This is a genomic window from Aeromonas sp. 19NY04SH05-1, assembly GCF_040581895.1.
Taxonomy (GTDB): Bacteria; Pseudomonadota; Gammaproteobacteria; order Enterobacterales; family Aeromonadaceae; genus Aeromonas; species Aeromonas enteropelogenes.
In genome coordinates this window covers 256296-275914 of sequence record NZ_CP095328.1, presented here as the reverse complement: position 1 = coordinate 275914, position 19619 = coordinate 256296, and the positions used below count along the sequence as shown (strand labels likewise).

At 56.3% G+C, this 19619-nt stretch carries 19 protein-coding genes and 1 tRNA gene; 10 read left to right on the top strand and 10 right to left on the bottom strand.

Annotated features, from left to right (window positions below):
- Positions 1-11 precede the first annotated feature (11 nt).
- Together MRK42_RS01300 and MRK42_RS01295 are read left to right on the top strand one after the other, a co-directional pair.
- Entirely contained in the window at positions 12-914 is a 903-nt protein-coding gene (locus MRK42_RS01300) for an AraC family transcriptional regulator (RefSeq protein WP_216993242.1), read from the top strand.
- Between the two features lie 17 nt (positions 915-931).
- Positions 932-1444 carry a lipocalin family protein gene (locus tag MRK42_RS01295; protein WP_354688782.1) on the top strand — a complete coding sequence of 171 codons (513 nt, stop codon included), beginning with the start codon at positions 932-934 and terminating at the stop codon, positions 1442-1444.
- Between the two features lie 61 nt (positions 1445-1505).
- Here MRK42_RS01295 and MRK42_RS01290 read toward each other — a convergent pair whose 3' ends face one another.
- Together MRK42_RS01290 and MRK42_RS01285 are read right to left on the bottom strand one after the other, a co-directional pair.
- The gene (locus MRK42_RS01290) at positions 1506-3398 is read right to left on the bottom strand and encodes a methyl-accepting chemotaxis protein (protein ID WP_026455960.1); all 1893 of its coding nucleotides are present in this window, start codon (positions 3396-3398) and stop codon (positions 1506-1508) included.
- Positions 3399-3678: 280 nt separating this feature from the next.
- Positions 3679-3755 (bottom strand) — tRNA-Trp (locus tag MRK42_RS01285).
- A 201-nt stretch (positions 3756-3956) separates the two neighbouring features.
- Here MRK42_RS01285 and MRK42_RS01280 point away from each other — a divergent pair.
- From MRK42_RS01280 to MRK42_RS01265, 4 genes are all read left to right on the top strand, one after another.
- A complete protein-coding gene (locus MRK42_RS01280) occupies positions 3957-4499 on the top strand; it encodes a hypothetical protein (RefSeq protein ID WP_042025265.1) in 543 nt (180 codons plus the stop codon).
- A 274-nt stretch (positions 4500-4773) separates the two neighbouring features.
- The gene (gene pyrB / locus MRK42_RS01275; protein ID WP_042025267.1) at positions 4774-5694 is read left to right on the top strand and encodes an aspartate carbamoyltransferase; all 921 of its coding nucleotides are present in this window, start codon (positions 4774-4776) and stop codon (positions 5692-5694) included.
- 10 nt (positions 5695-5704) lie between these two features.
- Entirely contained in the window at positions 5705-6169 is a 465-nt protein-coding gene (gene pyrI, locus MRK42_RS01270) for an aspartate carbamoyltransferase regulatory subunit (RefSeq protein ID WP_026455957.1), read from the top strand.
- Positions 6170-6369: 200 nt separating this feature from the next.
- Positions 6370-6861: an ArgR family transcriptional regulator gene (locus MRK42_RS01265; protein WP_042025268.1), complete on the top strand. Its 492-nt coding sequence runs from the start codon at positions 6370-6372 to the stop codon at positions 6859-6861.
- Between the two features lie 186 nt (positions 6862-7047).
- Here MRK42_RS01265 and MRK42_RS01260 read toward each other — a convergent pair whose 3' ends face one another.
- The 4 genes from MRK42_RS01260 to arcA form a co-directional block, all read right to left on the bottom strand.
- Complete coding sequence (locus tag MRK42_RS01260) at positions 7048-8451, bottom strand: YfcC family protein (RefSeq protein ID WP_026458484.1); 1404 nt, start codon at positions 8449-8451, stop codon at positions 7048-7050.
- Positions 8452-8573: 122 nt separating this feature from the next.
- The gene (gene argF / locus MRK42_RS01255; protein ID WP_042025270.1) at positions 8574-9578 is read right to left on the bottom strand and encodes an ornithine carbamoyltransferase; all 1005 of its coding nucleotides are present in this window, start codon (positions 9576-9578) and stop codon (positions 8574-8576) included.
- Positions 9579-9627: 49 nt separating this feature from the next.
- On the bottom strand, positions 9628-10554 hold the full coding sequence (gene arcC / locus MRK42_RS01250; protein ID WP_026456278.1) for a carbamate kinase: 927 nt from the start codon (positions 10552-10554) through the stop codon (positions 9628-9630).
- Positions 10555-10616: 62 nt separating this feature from the next.
- Positions 10617-11837, bottom strand: coding sequence for an arginine deiminase (gene arcA, locus MRK42_RS01245; RefSeq protein WP_026456279.1), 1221 nt, complete (start codon positions 11835-11837; stop codon positions 10617-10619).
- A 748-nt stretch (positions 11838-12585) separates the two neighbouring features.
- On the opposite strand from arcA, the gene MRK42_RS01240 reads away from it, so the two are divergent.
- The 3 genes from MRK42_RS01240 to MRK42_RS01230 all read left to right on the top strand — a co-directional run bounded on the left by MRK42_RS01240 (position 12586) and on the right by MRK42_RS01230 (position 13877).
- Positions 12586-12762: a hypothetical protein gene (locus MRK42_RS01240; protein WP_201981949.1), complete on the top strand. Its 177-nt coding sequence runs from the start codon at positions 12586-12588 to the stop codon at positions 12760-12762.
- A 97-nt stretch (positions 12763-12859) separates the two neighbouring features.
- Positions 12860-13507, top strand: coding sequence for an AAA family ATPase (locus MRK42_RS01235; protein WP_026456280.1), 648 nt, complete (start codon positions 12860-12862; stop codon positions 13505-13507).
- Position 13508: 1 nt separating this feature from the next.
- Complete coding sequence (locus MRK42_RS01230; RefSeq protein ID WP_354688781.1) at positions 13509-13877, top strand: CopG family transcriptional regulator; 369 nt, start codon at positions 13509-13511, stop codon at positions 13875-13877.
- Between the two features lie 666 nt (positions 13878-14543).
- Here MRK42_RS01230 and hemN read toward each other — a convergent pair.
- The 4 genes from hemN to MRK42_RS01210 all read right to left on the bottom strand — a co-directional run bounded on the left by hemN (position 14544) and on the right by MRK42_RS01210 (position 18416).
- Entirely contained in the window at positions 14544-15917 is a 1374-nt protein-coding gene (gene hemN / locus MRK42_RS01225; protein ID WP_026456282.1) for an oxygen-independent coproporphyrinogen III oxidase, read from the bottom strand.
- Positions 15918-15948: 31 nt separating this feature from the next.
- Positions 15949-16389, bottom strand: a complete 441-nt coding sequence (locus MRK42_RS01220; RefSeq protein ID WP_354689037.1) for a DUF2489 domain-containing protein — start codon at positions 16387-16389, stop codon at positions 15949-15951.
- A gap of 11 nt (positions 16390-16400) precedes the next feature.
- On the bottom strand, positions 16401-16973 hold the full coding sequence (gene yihI / locus MRK42_RS01215) for a Der GTPase-activating protein YihI (RefSeq protein WP_224210811.1): 573 nt from the start codon (positions 16971-16973) through the stop codon (positions 16401-16403).
- 825 nt (positions 16974-17798) lie between these two features.
- The gene (locus MRK42_RS01210) at positions 17799-18416 is read right to left on the bottom strand and encodes a c-type cytochrome (protein WP_026456285.1); all 618 of its coding nucleotides are present in this window, start codon (positions 18414-18416) and stop codon (positions 17799-17801) included.
- 142 nt (positions 18417-18558) lie between these two features.
- On the opposite strand from MRK42_RS01210, the gene yihA reads away from it, so the two are divergent.
- The gene (gene yihA, locus MRK42_RS01205) at positions 18559-19215 is read left to right on the top strand and encodes a ribosome biogenesis GTP-binding protein YihA/YsxC (RefSeq protein WP_026456286.1); all 657 of its coding nucleotides are present in this window, start codon (positions 18559-18561) and stop codon (positions 19213-19215) included.
- Positions 19216-19619 lie beyond the last annotated feature (404 nt).

Genomic DNA, 19619 nt, shown 5'->3' with positions numbered 1-19619 from the left:
CAAGGGGCTCCATGCCTGACCGTTACACCGACCTGGCCACCAGGCTGACCCGCCACGTCACCGCTCCCGGCATCACCCCCTCCCCGGTGGAGCAGGTGAACCTCATCTATACCACCGAGTACCATGGCCGCACCCCGGTGCTCTACCAGCCGCGGATGATAGTGATCCTGCAGGGGCACAAGGTGGGTTATCTGGCGGATCAGGTGTTTCGCTACGACCCGAACCATTATCTGCTGATGACCCTGCCGCTGCCTTGCGAGTGCGAATGCTTCGCCTCCCCCGAGCAGCCCCTCATCGGCTTCACCCTCGAGATCAATCTGGTCACCCTGCAGGAGCTGCTGCTGGAGCTGGGTGATGCCCTGCCCGCGCCAGCCCCGCAGAAGAGCGGCGTACACTCGGTGCCCATGTCGGAGGCCATGTTCTGCGCTGCCGAACGGCTGATCGATCTGATGGACAACCCCCTCCACGCCAGGGTGCTGGGGCCGCAGACGGTGCGGGAGATGCTGTTCTATGCTCTTGGCGAGGGAGGTGGCCCGGCCCTGCAGGCGCTGGCCAACCGTCACAACCATGTGGGTCAGATCGCCCGGGTGCTGCGTATGATAGAACAGCGTTTCGCCGACAACCTGACCATGGAAGAGTTGGCGCGGGAGGTGAACATGAGCGTGTCTGCCTTCCACCACCACTTCAAGGCAGTCACATCTACCTCACCGCTGCAGTACATCAAGTCGTTTCGCCTGCACAAGGCGCGCCTGATGATGCTGCATGACGGCGTCAAGGCAGGGGCGGCGGCTGCCCGGGTCGGTTACGAGAGCAACTCCCAGTTCAGCCGGGAGTTCAAACGCTTTTTCGGCAGTACGCCGACGGATCAGGCTTCCCGCTTCCGGGAAGGCCAGCTGCGTATCATCGAAGGATAACAAGAGAGGGACTACTCATGCGTTCACTGCTTTATCTGCTTGCCACCTTGCTGCTGACGGCCTGCACCGGCCTTGCCGACGGTATTCGCCCGGTCACCGGCTTCCAGCTCGACCGCTATCTTGGCACCTGGTACGAAATCGCCCGTCTCGATCACGGCTTCGAACGAGGGCTGGAGCAGGTGAGCGCCACCTACAGCCTGCGGGACGATGGCGGCGTCAGGGTGATCAACCGCGGCAAGCAGAGCGATGGCAGCTGGCGCGAGGCCAAGGGCAAGGCCTACTTCGTCGATCGGCCGGATGAGGCCCGGCTCAAGGTGAGCTTCTTCGGGCCCTTCTATGGCGGCTACAACGTTATCGATCTCGACCCCGACTACCAGCTCTCGCTGGTGACCAGTTACAACCACGACTACCTCTGGATCCTCGCCCGCACCCCCAATCCGCCCAAGGAGAAGGTGGCTGCGCTGGTCGCCAAGGCCAAGGGGCTGGGCTTTGCCACCGACCAGCTGATCTGGGTCAAGCAGACTCCCTGAATCGTCAGGATCAACAAGGGCAGCCCGCAGGCTGCCCTTGTTCATGAAAATAACCGGGAGGTCAGAGCCGGAAGCGGCCTATCTCCTGCTCCAGCCGCTCGGTCAGTGCCTTGAGCTCGGCCGCCTGGGCTGCTTCTGCACCTGCCTGCTCGGCCAGCTCCTGGGAGACATGGCGAATGTTCTCGGTGTTGCGACTGATCTCGCTGGTGACCGAAGTCTGCTCTTCGGCCGCCGCTGCGATCTGGGTCGCCATGTCGCTGATGGAGCCGATCGCCTCGTTGATCCGGGCCAGGCTGTGGTTAGCGGACTCGGCATCCTCCACGCTGGTGCCCGCCAGCTGACGGCTGGTCTCCATGCCGTCGACCGCGCGCCGGGTAGTCTGCTGCAGGGTCTCGATCATCTGCTGGATCTCGGCGGTAGAGTCGTGGGTGCGGCGCGACAGCACCCGTACTTCGTCCGCCACCACCGCAAAGCCACGACCCTGCTCACCAGCCCGGGCCGCTTCGATGGCGGCATTGAGTGCCAGCAGATTGGTCTGCTCGGCGATCCCGCTGATGGTCGCCAGAATGCCGCTGATCTTCTGGGCATGGGAATCCAGTTCATGGATGACCTGGCTGGCATCGGCCACTTCATCTGCGAGCCCGGTGATGCTGCGCTGGCTCTGGCCCACCTGGGATTGACCGGCGACGGCCAGCTGCACCGCTTCTCCGGCGGTAGTGGCCGCAAACTCGGCATTGCCGGCGATCTCCTGGGTGGCGGAGGCCATCTCGGTCACTGCGGTGGCCACCATGACGATCTCGTCCTGCTGCTGGCGTACTCGCTGACTACGGGCATGGGCGCCGGCGGCCTGGGTGCGGGACTGGCCAGCCAGCTCCAGAGTGACGTCCCGCAGCCGGCTGACGATGCCGTGCAAGCGGGCCACAAACTGGTTGAAGCTTTCGGCAAGCTGGCCCACCTCATCCTGACTGCGGGTCTTGATATGAACGGTGAGATCCCCCTCGCCATGGGCGATGTCGTGCAAGGCGTTTGCCACCCGGCCCAGATCCGCAAACAGATATTTGAACAGGGCAGTCAGCAGGGTGCTGAACAGCAGCAACAACACCAGGGTCAACCCCATCAGTTGCCACAACAGGGTAGTAAGCGGCGCTTCCAGCACGTCGCGGTACATCACCATGGCGAGCAACCAGTCGGTACCGGGCACTGGCTGCACCGCCAGCAATACATCACGACCATCTATGTTGGCGGCATGCAGCTCGCTGTTTTCGCGTCCCCACTGCTGGAAGGTGGCGGCCGACAGATCAGGCGCCAGTTCGGAGACCTGCTTGAGCGCCAGCTTCTTGTTCGGGTGGCCGACAATCAGGCCGCTGTTGTCGAGCAGCATGGCGTAGCCTTCCCCCTGCACCTGCATCGCCAGCACTTCATCGATCAGCTTGTCGAGCGCCAGATTCGCCCCCACTGCCCCCACCAGCGTCCCCTGATGACGAACCGGCTCGGAGAGAGTCACCACCAGCTTCTGCATGGTGACGCTGACATAGGGGGCCGTGATGATGAGTTGGCCCGCCTTGACCGCATCCTGATACCAGGGGCGTTCGCGAGGGTCATAGTTGCCGGTATTGAGCGAGGGATCCTGGCGGGTCATCACCCCCTGCTCCGAACCGAAATAGGTGAGCCCGAAGCCCCCCGAGGTGAAGGCCTGCTTCAGGTGAGGTACCAGTTCGGCCTGGGGATTGTCAGCGATCAGGCTGACCAGGGCGTGCACCACATTCTTGCGGTCCGCCATCCAGTCACCGATGGCCACCGAATAGGCGTGACCATAGTTGACCGCTTCGCTCTGGATGGCGTTCATGGTCCGGGATTTGAGGGTGTGAAATGCCACCACACCGAGCAGTGATGCCATCAGCAGCACCACGCCAAGGCTGGTTGCCAGCAATTTGCCGCGCAAAGAGAGTGTCATGACTACGAATCCTTGTTGTTGTATCGGGCAGGGAAAGGCCCTACTCATTTGTGGTTATCGGCGGCGAGATGAACAGACTTTAGTGAATCTGTATATTTTCACATCCATCAACAACACAAGGCGCTATCGGTGAGAAAAGAGACAAAATTCCATGCTGACAAGCAGAGGTATGCCGCCAGATTGATGACAGCGACGCAGAGGGCAAATGGGGTCAGAAAGTGCGAATAAGGAAGGTGCAGGAATGCGAAAGGCCAGCTCAATGAGCTGGCCTTTCTGAAAATGGCAGGGGCGGCAGGACTCGAACCCGCAACCATCGGTTTTGGAGACCGCTGTTCTACCAATTGGAACTACGCCCCTGCAACAAACGAGGCGTAGTATACAAAGTGGAGATCAAAGGTAAAGGCTTTTTTCACACTTTCGCTGTGATTGCACAAATCCCGAACAAGTCGCGGTGATTTGCGCAGCAATGCGGGATAACTTGCTGTATTTGCAGCCTCATCAGGGTAGGAATGGGCCATAAATGGGGGTAGGGTAAAGTGTGGAACAGGGAGGTTGTCCATGCTCAATTACCGATTGCTCCAGCAACTGGCGCCGCTCAACTTCAGGGATGAAAGCAAAACGGAGTCGCTGTCCGATTATCTCGCCCGGGTAGCCCCGCTGGTGCCCTTTATTCCGGAAAATGTGCTTTCTCAGTGGATTTATCGCCATTGGCGCGGTTTTGAGTCCAACTGGAGCTTTATCGATCTCGCCAACTACCGCTTCGAGTGTGAACGCTGGCCCACCGAGCGCCTGATCACCCAAGTCGATTCCCGTCATATGGAGGTGATCGAACGCTGGGGCGAGATGCTGCAAAACAATCGTTACGTGCGTCGCTCCTGGCTAGGTGACTACATGCTGGGCCATGGCACCTGGCCCGAACCCATCATAGTGCTGATCCCGGGGGAAGAGGATCACCACCCGAGTGGACAACCGCTGCCAGGTCCCTGCTGTCTGCTGGAGGGACACCACAGACTCGGTTATCTGCGCGCCATGGCCCGTGACAGCGAGCCATTGCAAAGCGAACACCAGGTGTGGGTTTGTCGGCAACTTCACGACACATAAACGTTTTTCAACGCCAAAAAGGCATCTGAAATAAAATTTTGACAAATAAAAAACCAGCCCTATAATCTGTCCGGTTTTGAAAAAGGTCGGGACATAAGATGCCGTTTTTATTGCAAACAACAGCCTTGCAAACGGGTGGAACACACCAGTGCGGCCCCGTTGTTTCCGGTTTCCGACCCAAAGATCTCCCGTTATTTTTTGAAAAAAGCCCCTGTTTCAGGGGCTTTTTTTTGTGCCTGAAAAACCTTCATTGATGCCAAAGGGAATGCAGACGATGACCAATCCACTCTATAAGAAACATGTCATCTCCATCTCGGACCTGACCCGGCCCGAAATGGAACTGGTAGTCGAAACCGCACAACGGTTGAAGGCTGAACCCAACACCAGCCTGTTGCAAAACAAGCTGGTCGCCAGCTGCTTCTTCGAAGCGTCAACCCGTACCCGCCTCTCTTTCGAGACTGCGGTCCAGCGCCTGGGCGGCAACATCATCGGCTTTGCCGACGGTGGCAACACCAGTGCCAAGAAGGGTGAGACCCTGGCCGACTCCATCAAGATCATCGGCTCCTACAGCGATGCGGTAGTGATGCGTCACCCGAAGGAAGGCGCAGCCCGCCTCGCCTCCGAGTTCTCTCGCGTGCCGGTCATCAATGGCGGTGATGGTTCCAACCAGCATCCGACCCAGACCCTGCTCGATCTCTTCTCCATCCGCGAGACCCAGGGCAAGCTGGATGGCCTCAACGTCGCCTTCGTCGGTGACCTGAAATATGGCCGCACCGTGCACTCCCTGGCCCAGGCCCTGAGTCTGTTCAACTGCCGTTTCTTCTTCATCTCCCCGGAAGCGCTGGCGATGCCGGACTACATCTGCGAGGAGCTGGAAGAGAAAGGCATCCAGTTCAGCGTCCACGAGACCATGGAAGAGGTGATGCCCGAGCTGGACATCCTCTACATGACCCGCGTCCAGAAAGAGCGCTTCGACGAGACCGAATACAAGCACATGGCCGCCAAGTTCGTGCTAGAAGTGGCCACCCTGGAAGGGGCCAAGCCCACCATGAAGATCCTGCACCCCCTGCCCCGCGTCGACGAGATCGATGTGGCGGTCGACAAGACTCCCCACGCCTACTACTTCGAGCAGGCGGAAAACGGGGTCTATGCACGCCAGGCTCTGCTGGCACTGGTACTGAACGAAACTGTCTGAGGGGAACATCATGTCTGAGAAGAACCAACTGCAAGTCGAAGCCATCCGTCACGGCTCCGTCATCGACCACGTCCCCGCCGGCCAGGGCATCAAGATCCTCAAGCTGTTCCAGCTGGTGGAGACCCAGGAGCGGATCACCGTCGGCTTCAACCTGAAATCCGGCGCGCTGGGCAAGAAAGACCTCATCAAGATCGAGAACACCCGCCTGACCGAACAGCAGGCCAACCAGCTGGCGCTGTTCGCCCCCAAAGCGACCGTCAATATCATCGAAGACTTCAACGTGGTGAAGAAGCACCAGCTGGAACTGCCCGAGTTCATCGCCGGCGTGTTCCACTGCCCCAACTCCAACTGCATCTCCCACAACGAGCCGGTGGACAGCTACTTCCGGGTACGCGAGGTAAAAGGCGTGGTCCGGATGAAGTGCAAGTACTGCGAGAAGTCCTTCACCCAGGATATCGTCAGCGAGCGTTATTGATATCTGAATGGGCCCTACGGGGCCCATTTTTGAACCCTGTCACATCACCAGATTCCCAGTCAGTTATAATTTGCCATCCAAAGATGGTTATCCCAGCTCATTCCCTGCCAGCATCATGATTGCCAGTATTTTTTGCTGCTAACCAGCGAATATGGCAGATATCGAGCACTTGTTTCCTGTCATCGTCAAAGGAAGTTGCCGTGGTCAAAACACTCAGCCGCCCCGTTGCCCAGGAGCCCGAACTGGCCCAGCTGGATGCCTGTCGCCAGATCATCGGCCAGCACTGTTACAGCACTCAGGAAGAGATCCGTCGCGAGCTGTCGGAGCGCGGCTTCGCCGATATCAGCCAGTCCACCATCTCCCGTCTGCTGCGCCGCCTCGGCGTCGCCAAGGCGCAAAATGCCAACGGCAAGAAGGTCTACACCCTAGTGGACGAACAGCTGGAACCGGCCGGTAGCACCCGCTCCATCCACGAGATGGTGCGCGCCGTGGTGCACAACCAACAGATGGTGCTGATCCATACCACCCCGGGCGCCGCCACCGTGGTGGCCCGTCTGCTGGATCGCAATGCCAATCCGGAGATCATGGGCGCCGTCGCGGGCAACGACGTGGTATTGGTCGCCCCCCGTCATATCAGCCGCACCCGCCAGGCCCATGCCGCCGTGGTGCGCACCCTAGAGCAGGCGCGCTAGGCCCTCCCCCGCATGCAGCGAGGCGACCCCAGGGTCGCCTTTTTATTGCCCGCTTGTCACCGGGAGCGCTCTTCCGCTTCGCTTGCCCCTCCCCTTATGACCCAGGCGATAGAACCACAGCCGCCTGTTGCACATATAAAAAAACGGGAGCCTGCAGGCTCCCGTTTGAATATGGAAAGAGGGTGGTCAGATCAGGGTGCCCACGCTCAGGCAGACCACGATCAGTATGGTCAGGATGCCGAGCAGCGGCGCGACCCACTTCAGCCAGCGCACATACGGCACCTTGGCGATGGCCAGGCCACCCATGACCACGGCGGAGGTCGGGGTTACCAGGTTCACCAGACCGGAGGCGGACTGATAGGCAGTCACTACCAGGTCGCGGCCCACGTTGGCGAAGTCGGCCAGCGGCGCCATGATCGGCATGGTCAGCACGGCCAGACCGGAAGAGGACGGCACCAGGAAAGAGAGCACCACTTCCAGCGCGAACATCACGTTGATGAATACCACGGTGGAGAGGCCGGTCACGATCCCTTCTGCGCTGTTCAGGATGGTGTGGGTGATCATGCCGTTGTCCATCACCACCACGATACCGCGGGCGATACCGATGATGAGGGCCACGCCGAGCAGGTCACGGGCACCGTCAATAAAGTTGGAGGTCAGCTCTTCCTCGCTCATGCGGGAGATGAGGCCCACGATGATGGCGGAAGCCAGGAACACGCCGGAGATCTCGGCCATCCACCAGCCCAGTACGGCCACACCGTAGATCATCACGGCGAAGGCGGCGACAAAGATACCAAGCACGATTTTGCGGGTAGTGGTGAACTCCAGCATCTCGTCGCTCTTGTTGCCGAGGAAGTGGGCACGGTTCTCTTCCCACTTGTCAGCCACCAAGGACTTGCTTGGATCGTTGCGTACCATCTTGGCGTAACGCATCACGTAGGCAACGCAGATCAGCCAGCCGGCGATCAGCATGGCCACGCGCAGCCAGATACCGTCGGTGAAGGAGATGCCGGCGGCGTTGGCGGCGATAACGGTAGCAAACGGGTTGATGGTGGAGCCCAGGGTACCGATACCGGCACCGAGCAGCACGGTGGCGGCGGCGACGACCGGGTCAAAACGGGCGGCCATCATCACCGGTACCAGCAGGGTGTAGAACGGCAGGGACTCTTCCGCCATGCCGTAGATGGTGCCCCCTGCGGCGAACAGCGCCATCAGGATGGGGATCATCCACTCTTCGCGGCCGCGCAGGCGATCGGTGACACGCTCGATACCGGCGTCGATGGCGCCAGTCTTGGTCACGATGCCGAGAAAGCCACCGATGATCAGGATGAAGAGGGAGACGTCGATGGCGCCTGCCTCATAGGTATCGTGGTTGTAGAGACCGTCGATAGGGGCCAGCAGCACGTCGACGATCCCCTGGGGATTGCTCTCAACTTGCTTGTAGGTACCCGCCACCGGCACTTCCTTGCCGAGGGCTTCGTTCATGGTCATCTCGTATTTGCCGGCAGGCACTACCCAGCTCAGGGCGGCTACCAGGGCGATCAGCACAAACAGTATCGTGTAGGCTGACGGGAACTTGAATTTGGTCATGGTCCAGCTTCCTTCTGTGGTGTGGTATCCATGCTGGCTGCGGGTTGTAGGGTTAGAGGTATTGTTCCGCTGTCACATGGTCGAAAAGCCGGGGGTCACCCCCCGGCACCACTACTGCGACCTTAGTCGCCCAGCGTAGCAACCATCACTGCCTTGATGGTGTGCATCCGGTTTTCGGCCTCGTCGAACACGATGCTGTGCTCGGATTCGAACACGTCCTCGGTCACTTCCAGGCCTTTCATGCCATATTTGTCAGCCACTTCCTTGCCCATGGTGGTTTCATCGTTGTGGAACGCCGGCAGGCAGTGCATGAACTTCACATCCGGGTTCTTGGTGGCGTTGATGACGTCCATGTTGACCTGATACGGAGTCATCAGTTTCACGCGCTGATCCCAGGCTTCTTTCGCTTCACCCATGGATACCCAGACGTCGGTGTAAAGGAAGTCGGCACCCAGCACGCCCTCTTTCACATCTTCGGTCAGGTGGATACGGGCACCGGTCTCTTCGGCGATCTGGCGGCACTGGGCAACCAGCTCTTCTTCCGGCCAGAAGGCTTTCGGAGCAACCAGGCGGATGTCCATGCCCATCTTGGCAGCGCCGACCATCAGGGAGTTACCCATGTTGTTGCGGGCATCACCCAGGTAGGCGAACTTGATTTGATCCAGACGCTTGCCCTTGCCGTGCTCCAGCATGGTCATGAAGTCGGCCAGGATCTGGGTCGGGTGGAACTCGTTGGTCAGGCCGTTCCATACCGGTACACCGGCATAGGCACCCAGCTCTTCCACGATTTCCTGGCCGTAGCCACGGTATTCGATACCGTCATACATGCGGCCCAGCACGCGGGCGGTGTCCTTCATGGACTCCTTGTGACCGATCTGGGAACCGCTCGGGCCAAGGTAGGAAACCTGGGCACCCTGGTCGAAGGCCGCTACTTCAAAGGCACAACGGGTACGGGTAGAGGTTTTTTCGAAGATCAGGGCGATGTTTTTGCCGACCAGGTGCTTGCGCTCGTAGCCACCGTATTTGGCTTTTTTCAGGTCGATGGCCAGGTCGATCATGTACTGGATTTCGCGCGGGGTGAAGTCCAGCAGTTTCAGGAAGTTACGGTTACGCAGATTAAAAGCCATGATGAGTTCTCTCTATATTTATTCAGACCAAGTAGGGCAGTGTTATTGACTACGCATTCACGGTGCGAGTGGCGACGATGTTGGTACCGGCTTCACCCTTGAGGATGGCCAGGCCATCTTCCAGAGAACCGATCCCGACCATGCCACCGGTCGCTTTGACAAATTCACAGGACGCTTCGATCTTCGGCCCCATGGAACCGGCATCGAACTTGACCCCTGCCAGCTCGTCCGGGCTGGTCACCCGCAGCGGGTGCTGGGTCGGCTTGCCCCAATCCAGATAGACGGCATCGGCATCGGTCAGGATCAGCAGGGCGTCGGCCTTGATCTGCTTGGCCAGGTAGGCGGCAGACATATCCTTGTCGATGACGGCTTCGATACCGGTCAGGGTCTGGCCGTTCCAGGTCACCGGAATACCGCCACCACCGGTACAGATGATGAGGTGGCCCTGGGCGATCAGGGTTTCGATGGCATCGCCTTCCACGATCCGCTGGGGCAGCGGGGACGGCACCACGCGGCGGAAGAACTTGCCGTCAGCCTTGACCACCCAGTGCTTCTCTTCGGCCAGGGTGCGGGCTTCGGCTTCTTCATAGACGGGGCCGATAAATTTGGTCGGATTGGCGAACGCCGGATCCTGCGGGTCTACCTGCACCTGGGTCAGCAGGGCGGTGACGTTGCGGCTCGGCATCAGGTTCTTCAGCTCCTGGATCAGCATGTAGCCGATCATGCCCTGGGACTCGGCGCCCAGCACATCCAGGGGATAGGGAGAAACCTTGGTATAGGCGCTATTTTGCAGGGCGAGCAGGCCGACTTGCGGGCCGTTGCCGTGCACCAGCACTACGTTGTACTCCTCGGCGATGCGAGCGATGGTCTTGGCGGCAGTTGCAATATTCTTGCGCTGGATGTCGGCTTCAAGCGGCTCACCACGACGGAGCAGTGCATTACCACCCAGAGCGACGACGACAGTTGGTTTTTTCATAGTGGTTGATCTCGTGTGCTTGTCTGTGTGGCGCCAGCCTCTGCCGGCGCCACGCCGTATCATCAGATGCTGTCGCGTTCCATCGGGCAGCTCATGCAGCGGGCGCCGCCGCGGCCACGGCCCAGTTCTTCACCCGGGATGGGCAGAACTGTGATGCCGGCTTTGTCGTACTTCTCGTTGGTGTAGGTGTTGCGCTCGTAACCCACGACCACGCCAGGACGTACGGTCAGTACGTTGTTGGCATCGTTCCACTGCTCGCGCTCGGCCTCGAAGCTGTCGCCACCAGTGGTGATGAGCTTGAGCTGATCCACGCCCAGGGCCTTCTCGATGGCGGTGACGAAGTAACCCTCCTCTTTGATGTTCATGCCGGTAGCACCACCCGGAGTCAGGCTCCAGCAGTTCACATCTTTGCGGATGACTTCCGGATAGACGGAGAAGGTGTCGATATCCATGTGGGTCATGACGGTATCCAGGTGCATGCAGCTGCGGTGTTTCGGCAGTTCCATGGCAATGACCTGTTTGGCCTGACCGTGTTTGAACAGGTTGCGGGCCAGGTGCTCAACCCCTTGCGGAGTGGTGCGCTCGGACATACCGATGAGCACGGAGCCGCGGCCGATGACCAGTACGTCACCCCCTTCGATGGTGGAGTTGTCGTAGTCACGCTCCTCGTCACCGAAGTACTTGATGAAGTCCTGACCGGCGAACATGGGGTGCCAGCGGTAGATGGCCTTCACATGGTTGGTTTCGCGGCGACGAGCCGGTTTGGCCATCGGGTTGATGGAGACGCCACCATAGACCCAGCAGGAGGTGTCACGGGTAAAGAGGTGGTTGGGCAGTGGCTCGATGATGAAATCGGTCGGTGCGTGCATGCCGACTACCATGTTGACGCCACTGTAAGGCATCTCGGAGTAGGTCAGGCCACCGGAAAGAATGCGGGCCAGTTCACGATGCGGCATGTCAGCCAGGAAGCAGCGCACATCGTTGGCAAAAGAAGTACCGAGGCGATAGTCGGAGACCTGGTTTTGCAGCAGCCAGGCTTTGGCTTCGGGCACATCCAGGGTTTCAGCCAACAGATTGGTCAGCAGGAAAACTTCGACATTCTGATCGCGCAGCACCTGAGCGAATTTGTCGTGCTCCTGACCGGCGCGTTCAACAGACAAGACGTCATCAAACAGCAGGTCCTGGCAGTTGGAGGGGGTCAGACGCTTCAGACTGAGGTTGGGGCGGTGCAACATGACACGGCGCAGTTGGCCAACTTCAGAACCTACATAAAATTTGCTCATGATTATATTCCGTTTAGCAGTGGTCCATGCGAGTGATTGAATAGATTCCTTCTATTCATGCTCGTGGCTAAGGCGGGATATTCTTTATGTAGGGTATTCGGCTTGTGTTCTATCCTGCCTTTGCCTTTCGAGAGCGAGGTTAGACCTGCCAATGAAGTTAAACTTAGACATTGATCACATTCACTCAGAACTGAATAAATTCACGAAGAGATCTTTGACTGGGGTAGCAGAAATGGCATTTCCTCATTCAGACAACATGAATAGATAACTAAAAAAACGCCTTTAAATTTCACAAATGAATCTATTTGATTCAATCACCCTCTCTCTAAAGGGGTAATTAAAAACAATTAAATTGTTATATTTCAATAATTTAACTTCATCGCTAGTTTTAATGTGAATTTTGCATTCACTTTTATGAATAATTCACTGCTTTTATTCTGCTATCGAGAGAAATAAATAGTCATATTTCAAATTCTCACTGCATAAATCTTTTCTTGCTCCAGATCATGGCATTGTCGTCACGCCTCATGAGCCTTGCCTCATATCCTCCTCCTGATGCCTGTCTTGCTCCATGAATATGCACACAGCCAGCATCTTGCCAATCAACCATTCATCCTGCGACAGAGGGACCAGTTCGGCACTTTTTTCATTAATTGAATTTATTCATCCTCCTTGCGCCACTCCAAACCTCGGCTTAACTCAAAAAGTGATTTAGATCACACATAAACGGTGTTAACAAGGAGTCGTTATGAAGATGAAATCCTTACTGCTGCTCGCCAGCCTGTTGTTGCCCGTGGTACCGGGTATCAGTCAGGCGGAGGGAGCCCCAGCCATGCCCCTGGTGGTCTGCCAGGTCGATCAGGCTCCCCAGATGCTGGTGCCCGAGTATGTCTGCCGCTGGCAAGGTGGCATCCAGCGTTACTAGCCCGCTGCGCGAGAGGAGCCATCTCCTCTCGCCTTGTCTTGAAGAAAGCCCCTCCTATACTCAAAACAGCTGTGTCATCAGGGAAAGGGGCGCGACAATGATCCTGCTGGTTGGTGGAGAGAAGGGAGGCAGCGGCAAGAGTTGCCTGGCACAAAATCTGGCTGTCTATCTCAGGACCCAGTTTCAGGGGGAAGTGCTACTGGTCGACTGCGACCCGCAGCGCACCACCTCCGACTGGATTCAGGAACGCAACGACAATCCCGACCTACCCCAGATCAATTGCGTGCAGCTGTATGGCAATATCCGCAACGATCTCATCAGCCTGAAGAATCGCTACGACTACGTCATCGTCGATTGTGGCGGCCAGGATAACCGGGCATTGCGCTCCACCATGGCAGTCGCCACCCATGCCCTGATCCCCCTTCGCCCCAAACGCCGCGATCTCAAGACCCTGCCGCATATGGAAGATCTCATTACGACCTGCAAGATGGTCAATCCGACCCTCAATGCGGCCGTGGTGCTGACCCAGTGCCCCGCCCTGCCCAACCAGGCAAAGCGTATTCTGGAGGCGAAGGAGGTCTGTGCATCGTTTGGCGTCGATGTACTCAATGCCATTACTTATGGCCGCAATGTCTACGACGACAGCGAGGAGAAGGGGCTCTCGGTAATGGAGATAGAGCCGGATGGCAAATCCGCCGAGGAGATCCGGACCATCGCCAAAGAATTTCTGACATTGGGAGTGTGATATGGGCCTTGCCGACCTGAAGAAAAAGCACCAGTTGCATCACCAGAAGAAATTTACCATCGACGAGTTCATCGAGGACGCGGAGTTCTATGCCAAGGGCAAACCCAAGGTGGTCAGCCTGGAACTGAGCCTGCACAGGGATGAGGCTCTCTCGGCGTTGGCGTTCATCGAACGTGGTGAACACCTTAAACCCAGCTATAAAAAGGCTACTTTCTCCATGAGTACGGCGGCCATCAGCGAGCTGGGTAGCCTGACACAACAGGATGGCATGAACAAATCTCTGTTGCTGCGTCTTTTCACCCACTACTTCGCCTCCCTTAGCCCTGAGGAGCGCCAGACCATCTATGAGCGACTGAACCAGCAACTTTAATACCCTCTTTCACCTCGCCATTACCTATGGCATCCCTCCTGACTTCATTCCTGGCAAGCCCCCTATCCGGTTGCACCAGCAACCAACCACTGCATGTAAGAGATCTGCCATACGAGCCGTAAGCAAATGCCGTAAAAGTTCCTCGAAATAATCGGAAAAGGCGATCCTAAAAAATGACAACAACACACTTAATCAATTGTTTTTATACAAAAAACAAAAACATTAGCACTTTCTTAAATTAGCAAGATAAAAACGTTTTTCACCCTGGCGTTGTACACAACCGGAAAATCCTTATAGTTACTCATGCACGGACGCGATGAAGTCGGTCAGGAAGACTGGCTGCCAGGGTTGGGCAAATGGACTCACCACAGGATGTGGTAAAGGACACCTCCCGGGATGGAGAAAGTGCGGCGAGAAAGGATGACTCGTCAGGCCAAGATGGCTAAAGGACACCCCAAAGGATTGGGAAGGGGAAACCTAAAGGAAGAGGTAAACAGTCAGGGATTGCAGGGAGCAACTTCGTTCAAGGATCTGAGCGATACGACTACCGGGGGCGACGCAAGTCGCCCCCATCTTTTTGTCTGCGTTTTCCGCTCACCCCATATCGAGCGTGTTTCCCAGTCGCAAATACACAACGGGCGCCATTTTGGCGCCCGTTGTGTATTGTCAGATCACCCGCGAAAACTGCTGTTGGCGCGCCTTGTTACGCAAGTAGACATCGAAACACATGCAAATGTTGCGAATGAGCAGATGTCCCGTGGACGAAACCTCCAGGCCTTCATCGGTCATACGAACCAGGCCATCGTCGACAAAGGTCTGCAACAGCTTGAGGTCATCAGCGAAGTACTCTTTGAAAACCAGACCATGCTCTTGCTCTACCGCAGCAAAGTTCAGACGAAAATCGCAGATCAGCCGCTTGATCACCTCACGGCGGATTAGGTCATCCCGATTGAGCGAGCATCCCTTCCACTGGGCATGGCCCAGCTCGTTCACTTGGGCATAATAAGCCTTGAGCTCTTTCTGGTTCTGGGAATAGGCATCGCCGATCATACTGATGGATGAAACCCCCAACCCCAACAGATCACAGTCACCCTGAGTGGTATAGCCCTGGAAGTTGCGGTGCAGCTTGCCTTCACGCTGGGCTACGGCCAGCTCGTCATCAGGTTTGGCAAAGTGATCCATGCCGATAAACTGGTAACCCCGCCCGGTCAGGAAGGCGATGGTGTCCTGCAGCATGGCCAACTTCTCTTGTGGCGCAGGCATATCCTCTTCTTTCAGCTTGCGCTGGGCAGCAAAACGGCTTGGCAGATGCGCATAATTGAAGATGGAGAGACGCGCAGGATCCGTTTTGAGCACTTCTTCCAGGGTGTGATGGAAGCTGCTCTGATCCTGATGTGGCAGACCATAGATAAGGTCGAGGTTGGTAGAACGAAAACCGAGTTCACGCGCCCGCTCCAGCATGGCGCGAATAAAGTCGTTATCCTGTTCGCGATTGACGGCTAGCTGCACATCCTTGTTGAAGTCCTGCACACCCAGGCTGATGCGGTTGAAACCAACCTCCCGCAGTACATCCAGCATGGTGAGTTCGATCTCGCGGGGGTCGACCTCGATGCTGAACTCCCCCTGTTCGGCAAACCGGAAGTGTTCGCGCAACATGCCCATCAAACGACGGGTTTGGGGCTCGTTCAGATAGGTTGGTGTACCACCGCCCCAATGCAGTTGGGTCACCAGACGATGTTTGAACAGGGGGGCCTGCGCCTTGATCTCTTGCTCAAGGTGATCAAGGTATTCATCGGCCTTGTGCTGGTGGCGAGTGATCACCTTGTTGCAACCGCAGTAATAGCAAAGCTTGTGGCAGAAAGGGATGTGCACGTAGAGCGACAGATTGCGCTCGGGATACTGACTGGCGGCCTGGACAAAATCGCCGTAACCGAAGCTCTCATTGAACTCCAGCGCGGTAGGATAGGAGGTATATCTCGGGCCACTGTAGTTGTATTTTTCGATCAGGGCCTGATCCCACACAATCTGTTCTGCTTGCACGCTCGCTTCCTCTTTTCTTGTTATTGATGGCTCACTGACTCAACTGCAGATCTTTCAACTGGGCGACATCCTTGAGGATCTGGGTCTCCAGCTCGGCTTCATAGCCACTGCGTTCAAGATCCAGCTTCATCACTTCGTTGCGTTTGAGCGCACGGCGTGCCTCGTGAGTCGGCATCTCTTTCACCTTCTCGTAAAGGCCATAAAGGCCCGGAAATTCAGCAGCAAAAGCGCGTCCTTCCTTGATCTGCAAGGCATCAAGCAGATTGGTCAGGCGAATAGCCCCTTCGGAATAATCACACTGTCCTTCCAACACGGCGTGGGCGATCACTCGCACGCTATCCAGGATCCGCTCGTTACGCGCCAGGATAGCCTGCAAATGTCTCTCTTGCTGCCGTTTCAACCGGGCCAGCAGCATGCCGGCATAAATCGCCAGACCTGACAAAATCAGGCCGCCCAACAGGGCGGCCAGCATCCATCCATTCATCACTTCTTCTTCGGCTCGGGTTGATAATCAACCTGGGTGAAACGATCCCACAACTCCTCTTCAGAAGCCGGCTGCTGAGGTTCATCGTATTCGGCTTCCTCATCGGCGAAGGAGAACTCCTCTTCATCCTCGTCGTTGTCGATGATGCCAAGTTCATCCATCAGCTCCTGATAACGATCAACACGCTGATCAACCCATACCTGCTCGGCAGCATCCAGGGTCTCACCGGCATCGAGACGATCCAGCAGGGCATTCAGACGATCATCATTCTCGATGGCCGCCAGTTCTTGCTCCGGAGTCATCGCCAGCTTCTTCTCTTTCACCGGCTTGGATGCTGCCGCCTTGATGCTCTTCTCTTCAACAATCAGAGCAATCGGCTTGCGAGAGCCGATACGGGGATCTTTTGCCTGTTTGGCGCCGGATTTTTTGCCTTGCTGTTCGACCTGCTGGCGAGAGCCCGCCTTCAGCCCCTTGCGTTTGGCAGCCCGTTTACGCTCACGACCTTCCTGAGCACTGGCTTCTGATTCTTTGCGCTTGCCAGTAGGCTTGCGAGTGGGTTGTTTGGCAGACATGAATGGCTAACTCCGAAAATAACTTGGTTTGAACCCTATCCGGGGTGGTGTCACCCGGCGGGACACGATACGGGGAGCAGTGAGGCTGGAACAAGAGCAGGAACCCGCACCAATCCGGCCTTTTCAGGCCACTGAACACCGCAGGATCGGTATCCTCTGGGCATATTGCTGGTATTTTGACACAGAATGGCGGGCCGGGTTAATGACCCAACAGAAAAAAGGCAGCCGAAGCTGCCTTGATATGTGTATGCGAACACCTCCCGAAATGGCAAGACCGCGTATTTCATCCGTCCGTAACGGCAAATGATCGCATCATATCCGGGTAGGGTCTTCCTGACCTTGTTATTGAGTCGTCCTGAATGTGCGTGTGCTTGCTTGACCCACGCCGACAACATCCTGTTATCGCGAAGGAGAATGCGCATCCCGCCCCCCCCATCCCGCTCCGGAGATGGTCACCATCCTGATCCTTCAATCCCTTGCCGACTCCAAAGAGCCCATGGCGTCCACCATGCCTGACATCCTGTGATCACAGCATCCTGCAATGAGCCTTTCGGAGAAATCCTTTGCGTTAATGGTATCAATACCTTAGAGCAGCTCAATCACTCAGGCACCACCTCAACACATCAGAAAAGTGAACTTGCAATTTAACTGCATGATTAATTGAGATTATTTTAAATTCCACAGAAATATTTGAGCCTTGGCCGACCCAATACATGGAAGATCTCTTACAAACAGCAAGGACTATTACGAGAATGGGAAGGTGAAAGCAAAAACAACGGGGAGCAGAAGCTCCCCGTTATGCAACTCTATGGTGAGATCGTTTAATCAGTGCAGTCCGGCAATATACTTGGACAACACATCGATATCTTGATCGGTCAGTTTCTTGGCCACATCGCGCATCATGCCATTCGGATCGTTATCCCGAGTGCCAGCACGGAACTTGGTCAACTGATCCTTGATGTAGGCCGGATGCTGCCCGGACAGATTCGGATACTTGGCCTGCTCGACTCCGGAACCACGCGGACCATGACAGGCGGTACAGGCAGCCAAACCACGACTCAAGTCGCCTCCCATATAGAGAGCCTTGCCTGCTTCGACGACATCGTCAGGGACGGCGATCGGCGTCACCTTCTGGCTGGAGAAATAAGCCGCCAGGTCATCCATGTCCTGTTCAGACAAAGGCAATGCCATCGGCCCCATCACGGGCGCGACCCGACCAGTTTGGCCGGAAGCGGCTGCCTTGAGTTCAATCAACTGCTTTTTGATATATGATGCGTGCTGACCAGCAATTTTGGGGTACATATCAACCAGGCTGTTTCCGTCCGGTCCATGACACGCCGCACAAACGGCAGCCTTGGTCTGTCCCGCAGCGGCATCGCCTGTGGCTTGTGCCATCCCCGTTACGCCAACCATCAGAGCAAGAGTAATGACTAGGTTCTTCATGGCGTTCCAACTTTTCGTTATTAGGCTTCCAGATCCCATGCCGCTGAAGGCATGTTAAAATAAACGCGTTTAAGCGACGCCATTTTACACTATTTTACAAAAAAGTAACTCCATAACCCTCTATCTCCATAGGGAATTTACGTTGGATACACAAATTCTGAATTTCAATAAGGTGCATTTTGTGACCAGCGCACCCGACATCCGTCACCTGCCAAATGATGGGGGTGTCGAGATCGCGTTTGCAGGCCGTTCCAATGCCGGCAAGTCATCTGCTTTGAACACCTTGACCAAACACAAGAACCTGGCTCGGACCAGTAAGACCCCGGGCCGTACCCAGCTCATCAACCTGTTCGAACTGGAACCGGGCAAACGTCTGGTCGACCTGCCAGGCTACGGTTATGCCCAGGTTCCGCTGGAAATGAAGCTCAAGTGGCAAAAATCACTGGCAGAGTATCTGCAGCGTCGTGAGTCATTGAAAGGACTGGTAATCCTGATGGACATTCGCCACCCGCTCAAAGACACCGATATGAATATGCTGGAGTGGAGTACTCACCGCGAGCTGCCGGTGATGCTGTTGCTGACCAAGGCGGACAAATTGAGCCCGGGTCCCCGCAACAATCAGGTGATCAAGGTACGTCAAGCTGTTGCCAGCCTAGGCCCGCAGATCCAGGTGGAAGCCTTCTCGTCACTCAGCAATATCGGCGTAGAAAAGCTGGCGAAAACCCTGACCGACTGGTATCTGGCTGGTGCGGATGAAGGTCTCGTCGATGCCGACGAACAGGAGTCTAGCGAGGAGTAATCCGCTCCTCGTCTTTCCTTGCAATTGGCGGAGATCCCCCTCCGCTGATTGAAAGGGTTTCAGATTGATATTTTCTCTCCATTCTTTCTCCCCATCCCCATCCCTTACTCGCATCAACAGAGTCATCCTTAATTATCAGATAGATAGAGATTTAATTCTCAAAGAGAATTAACCTTTCAAAATTCTGATATCGTTTTCACACTGGTGCGTGCAAGAAGTAATAAAATCACCTAAAAAGACAATATTGTAATTTAATTACATTGCACGCACGAGACGGGATAAAAATGAGGCCGAATGACAGTGCTGTCACCCGGCCTGAAACAAGAAGTTCAAAAAATTGGGAAGAAGCTGATTCTTGAGAACCACGACGATAGGTATTTCCTCAAGAAGCACCTCATTCTAAC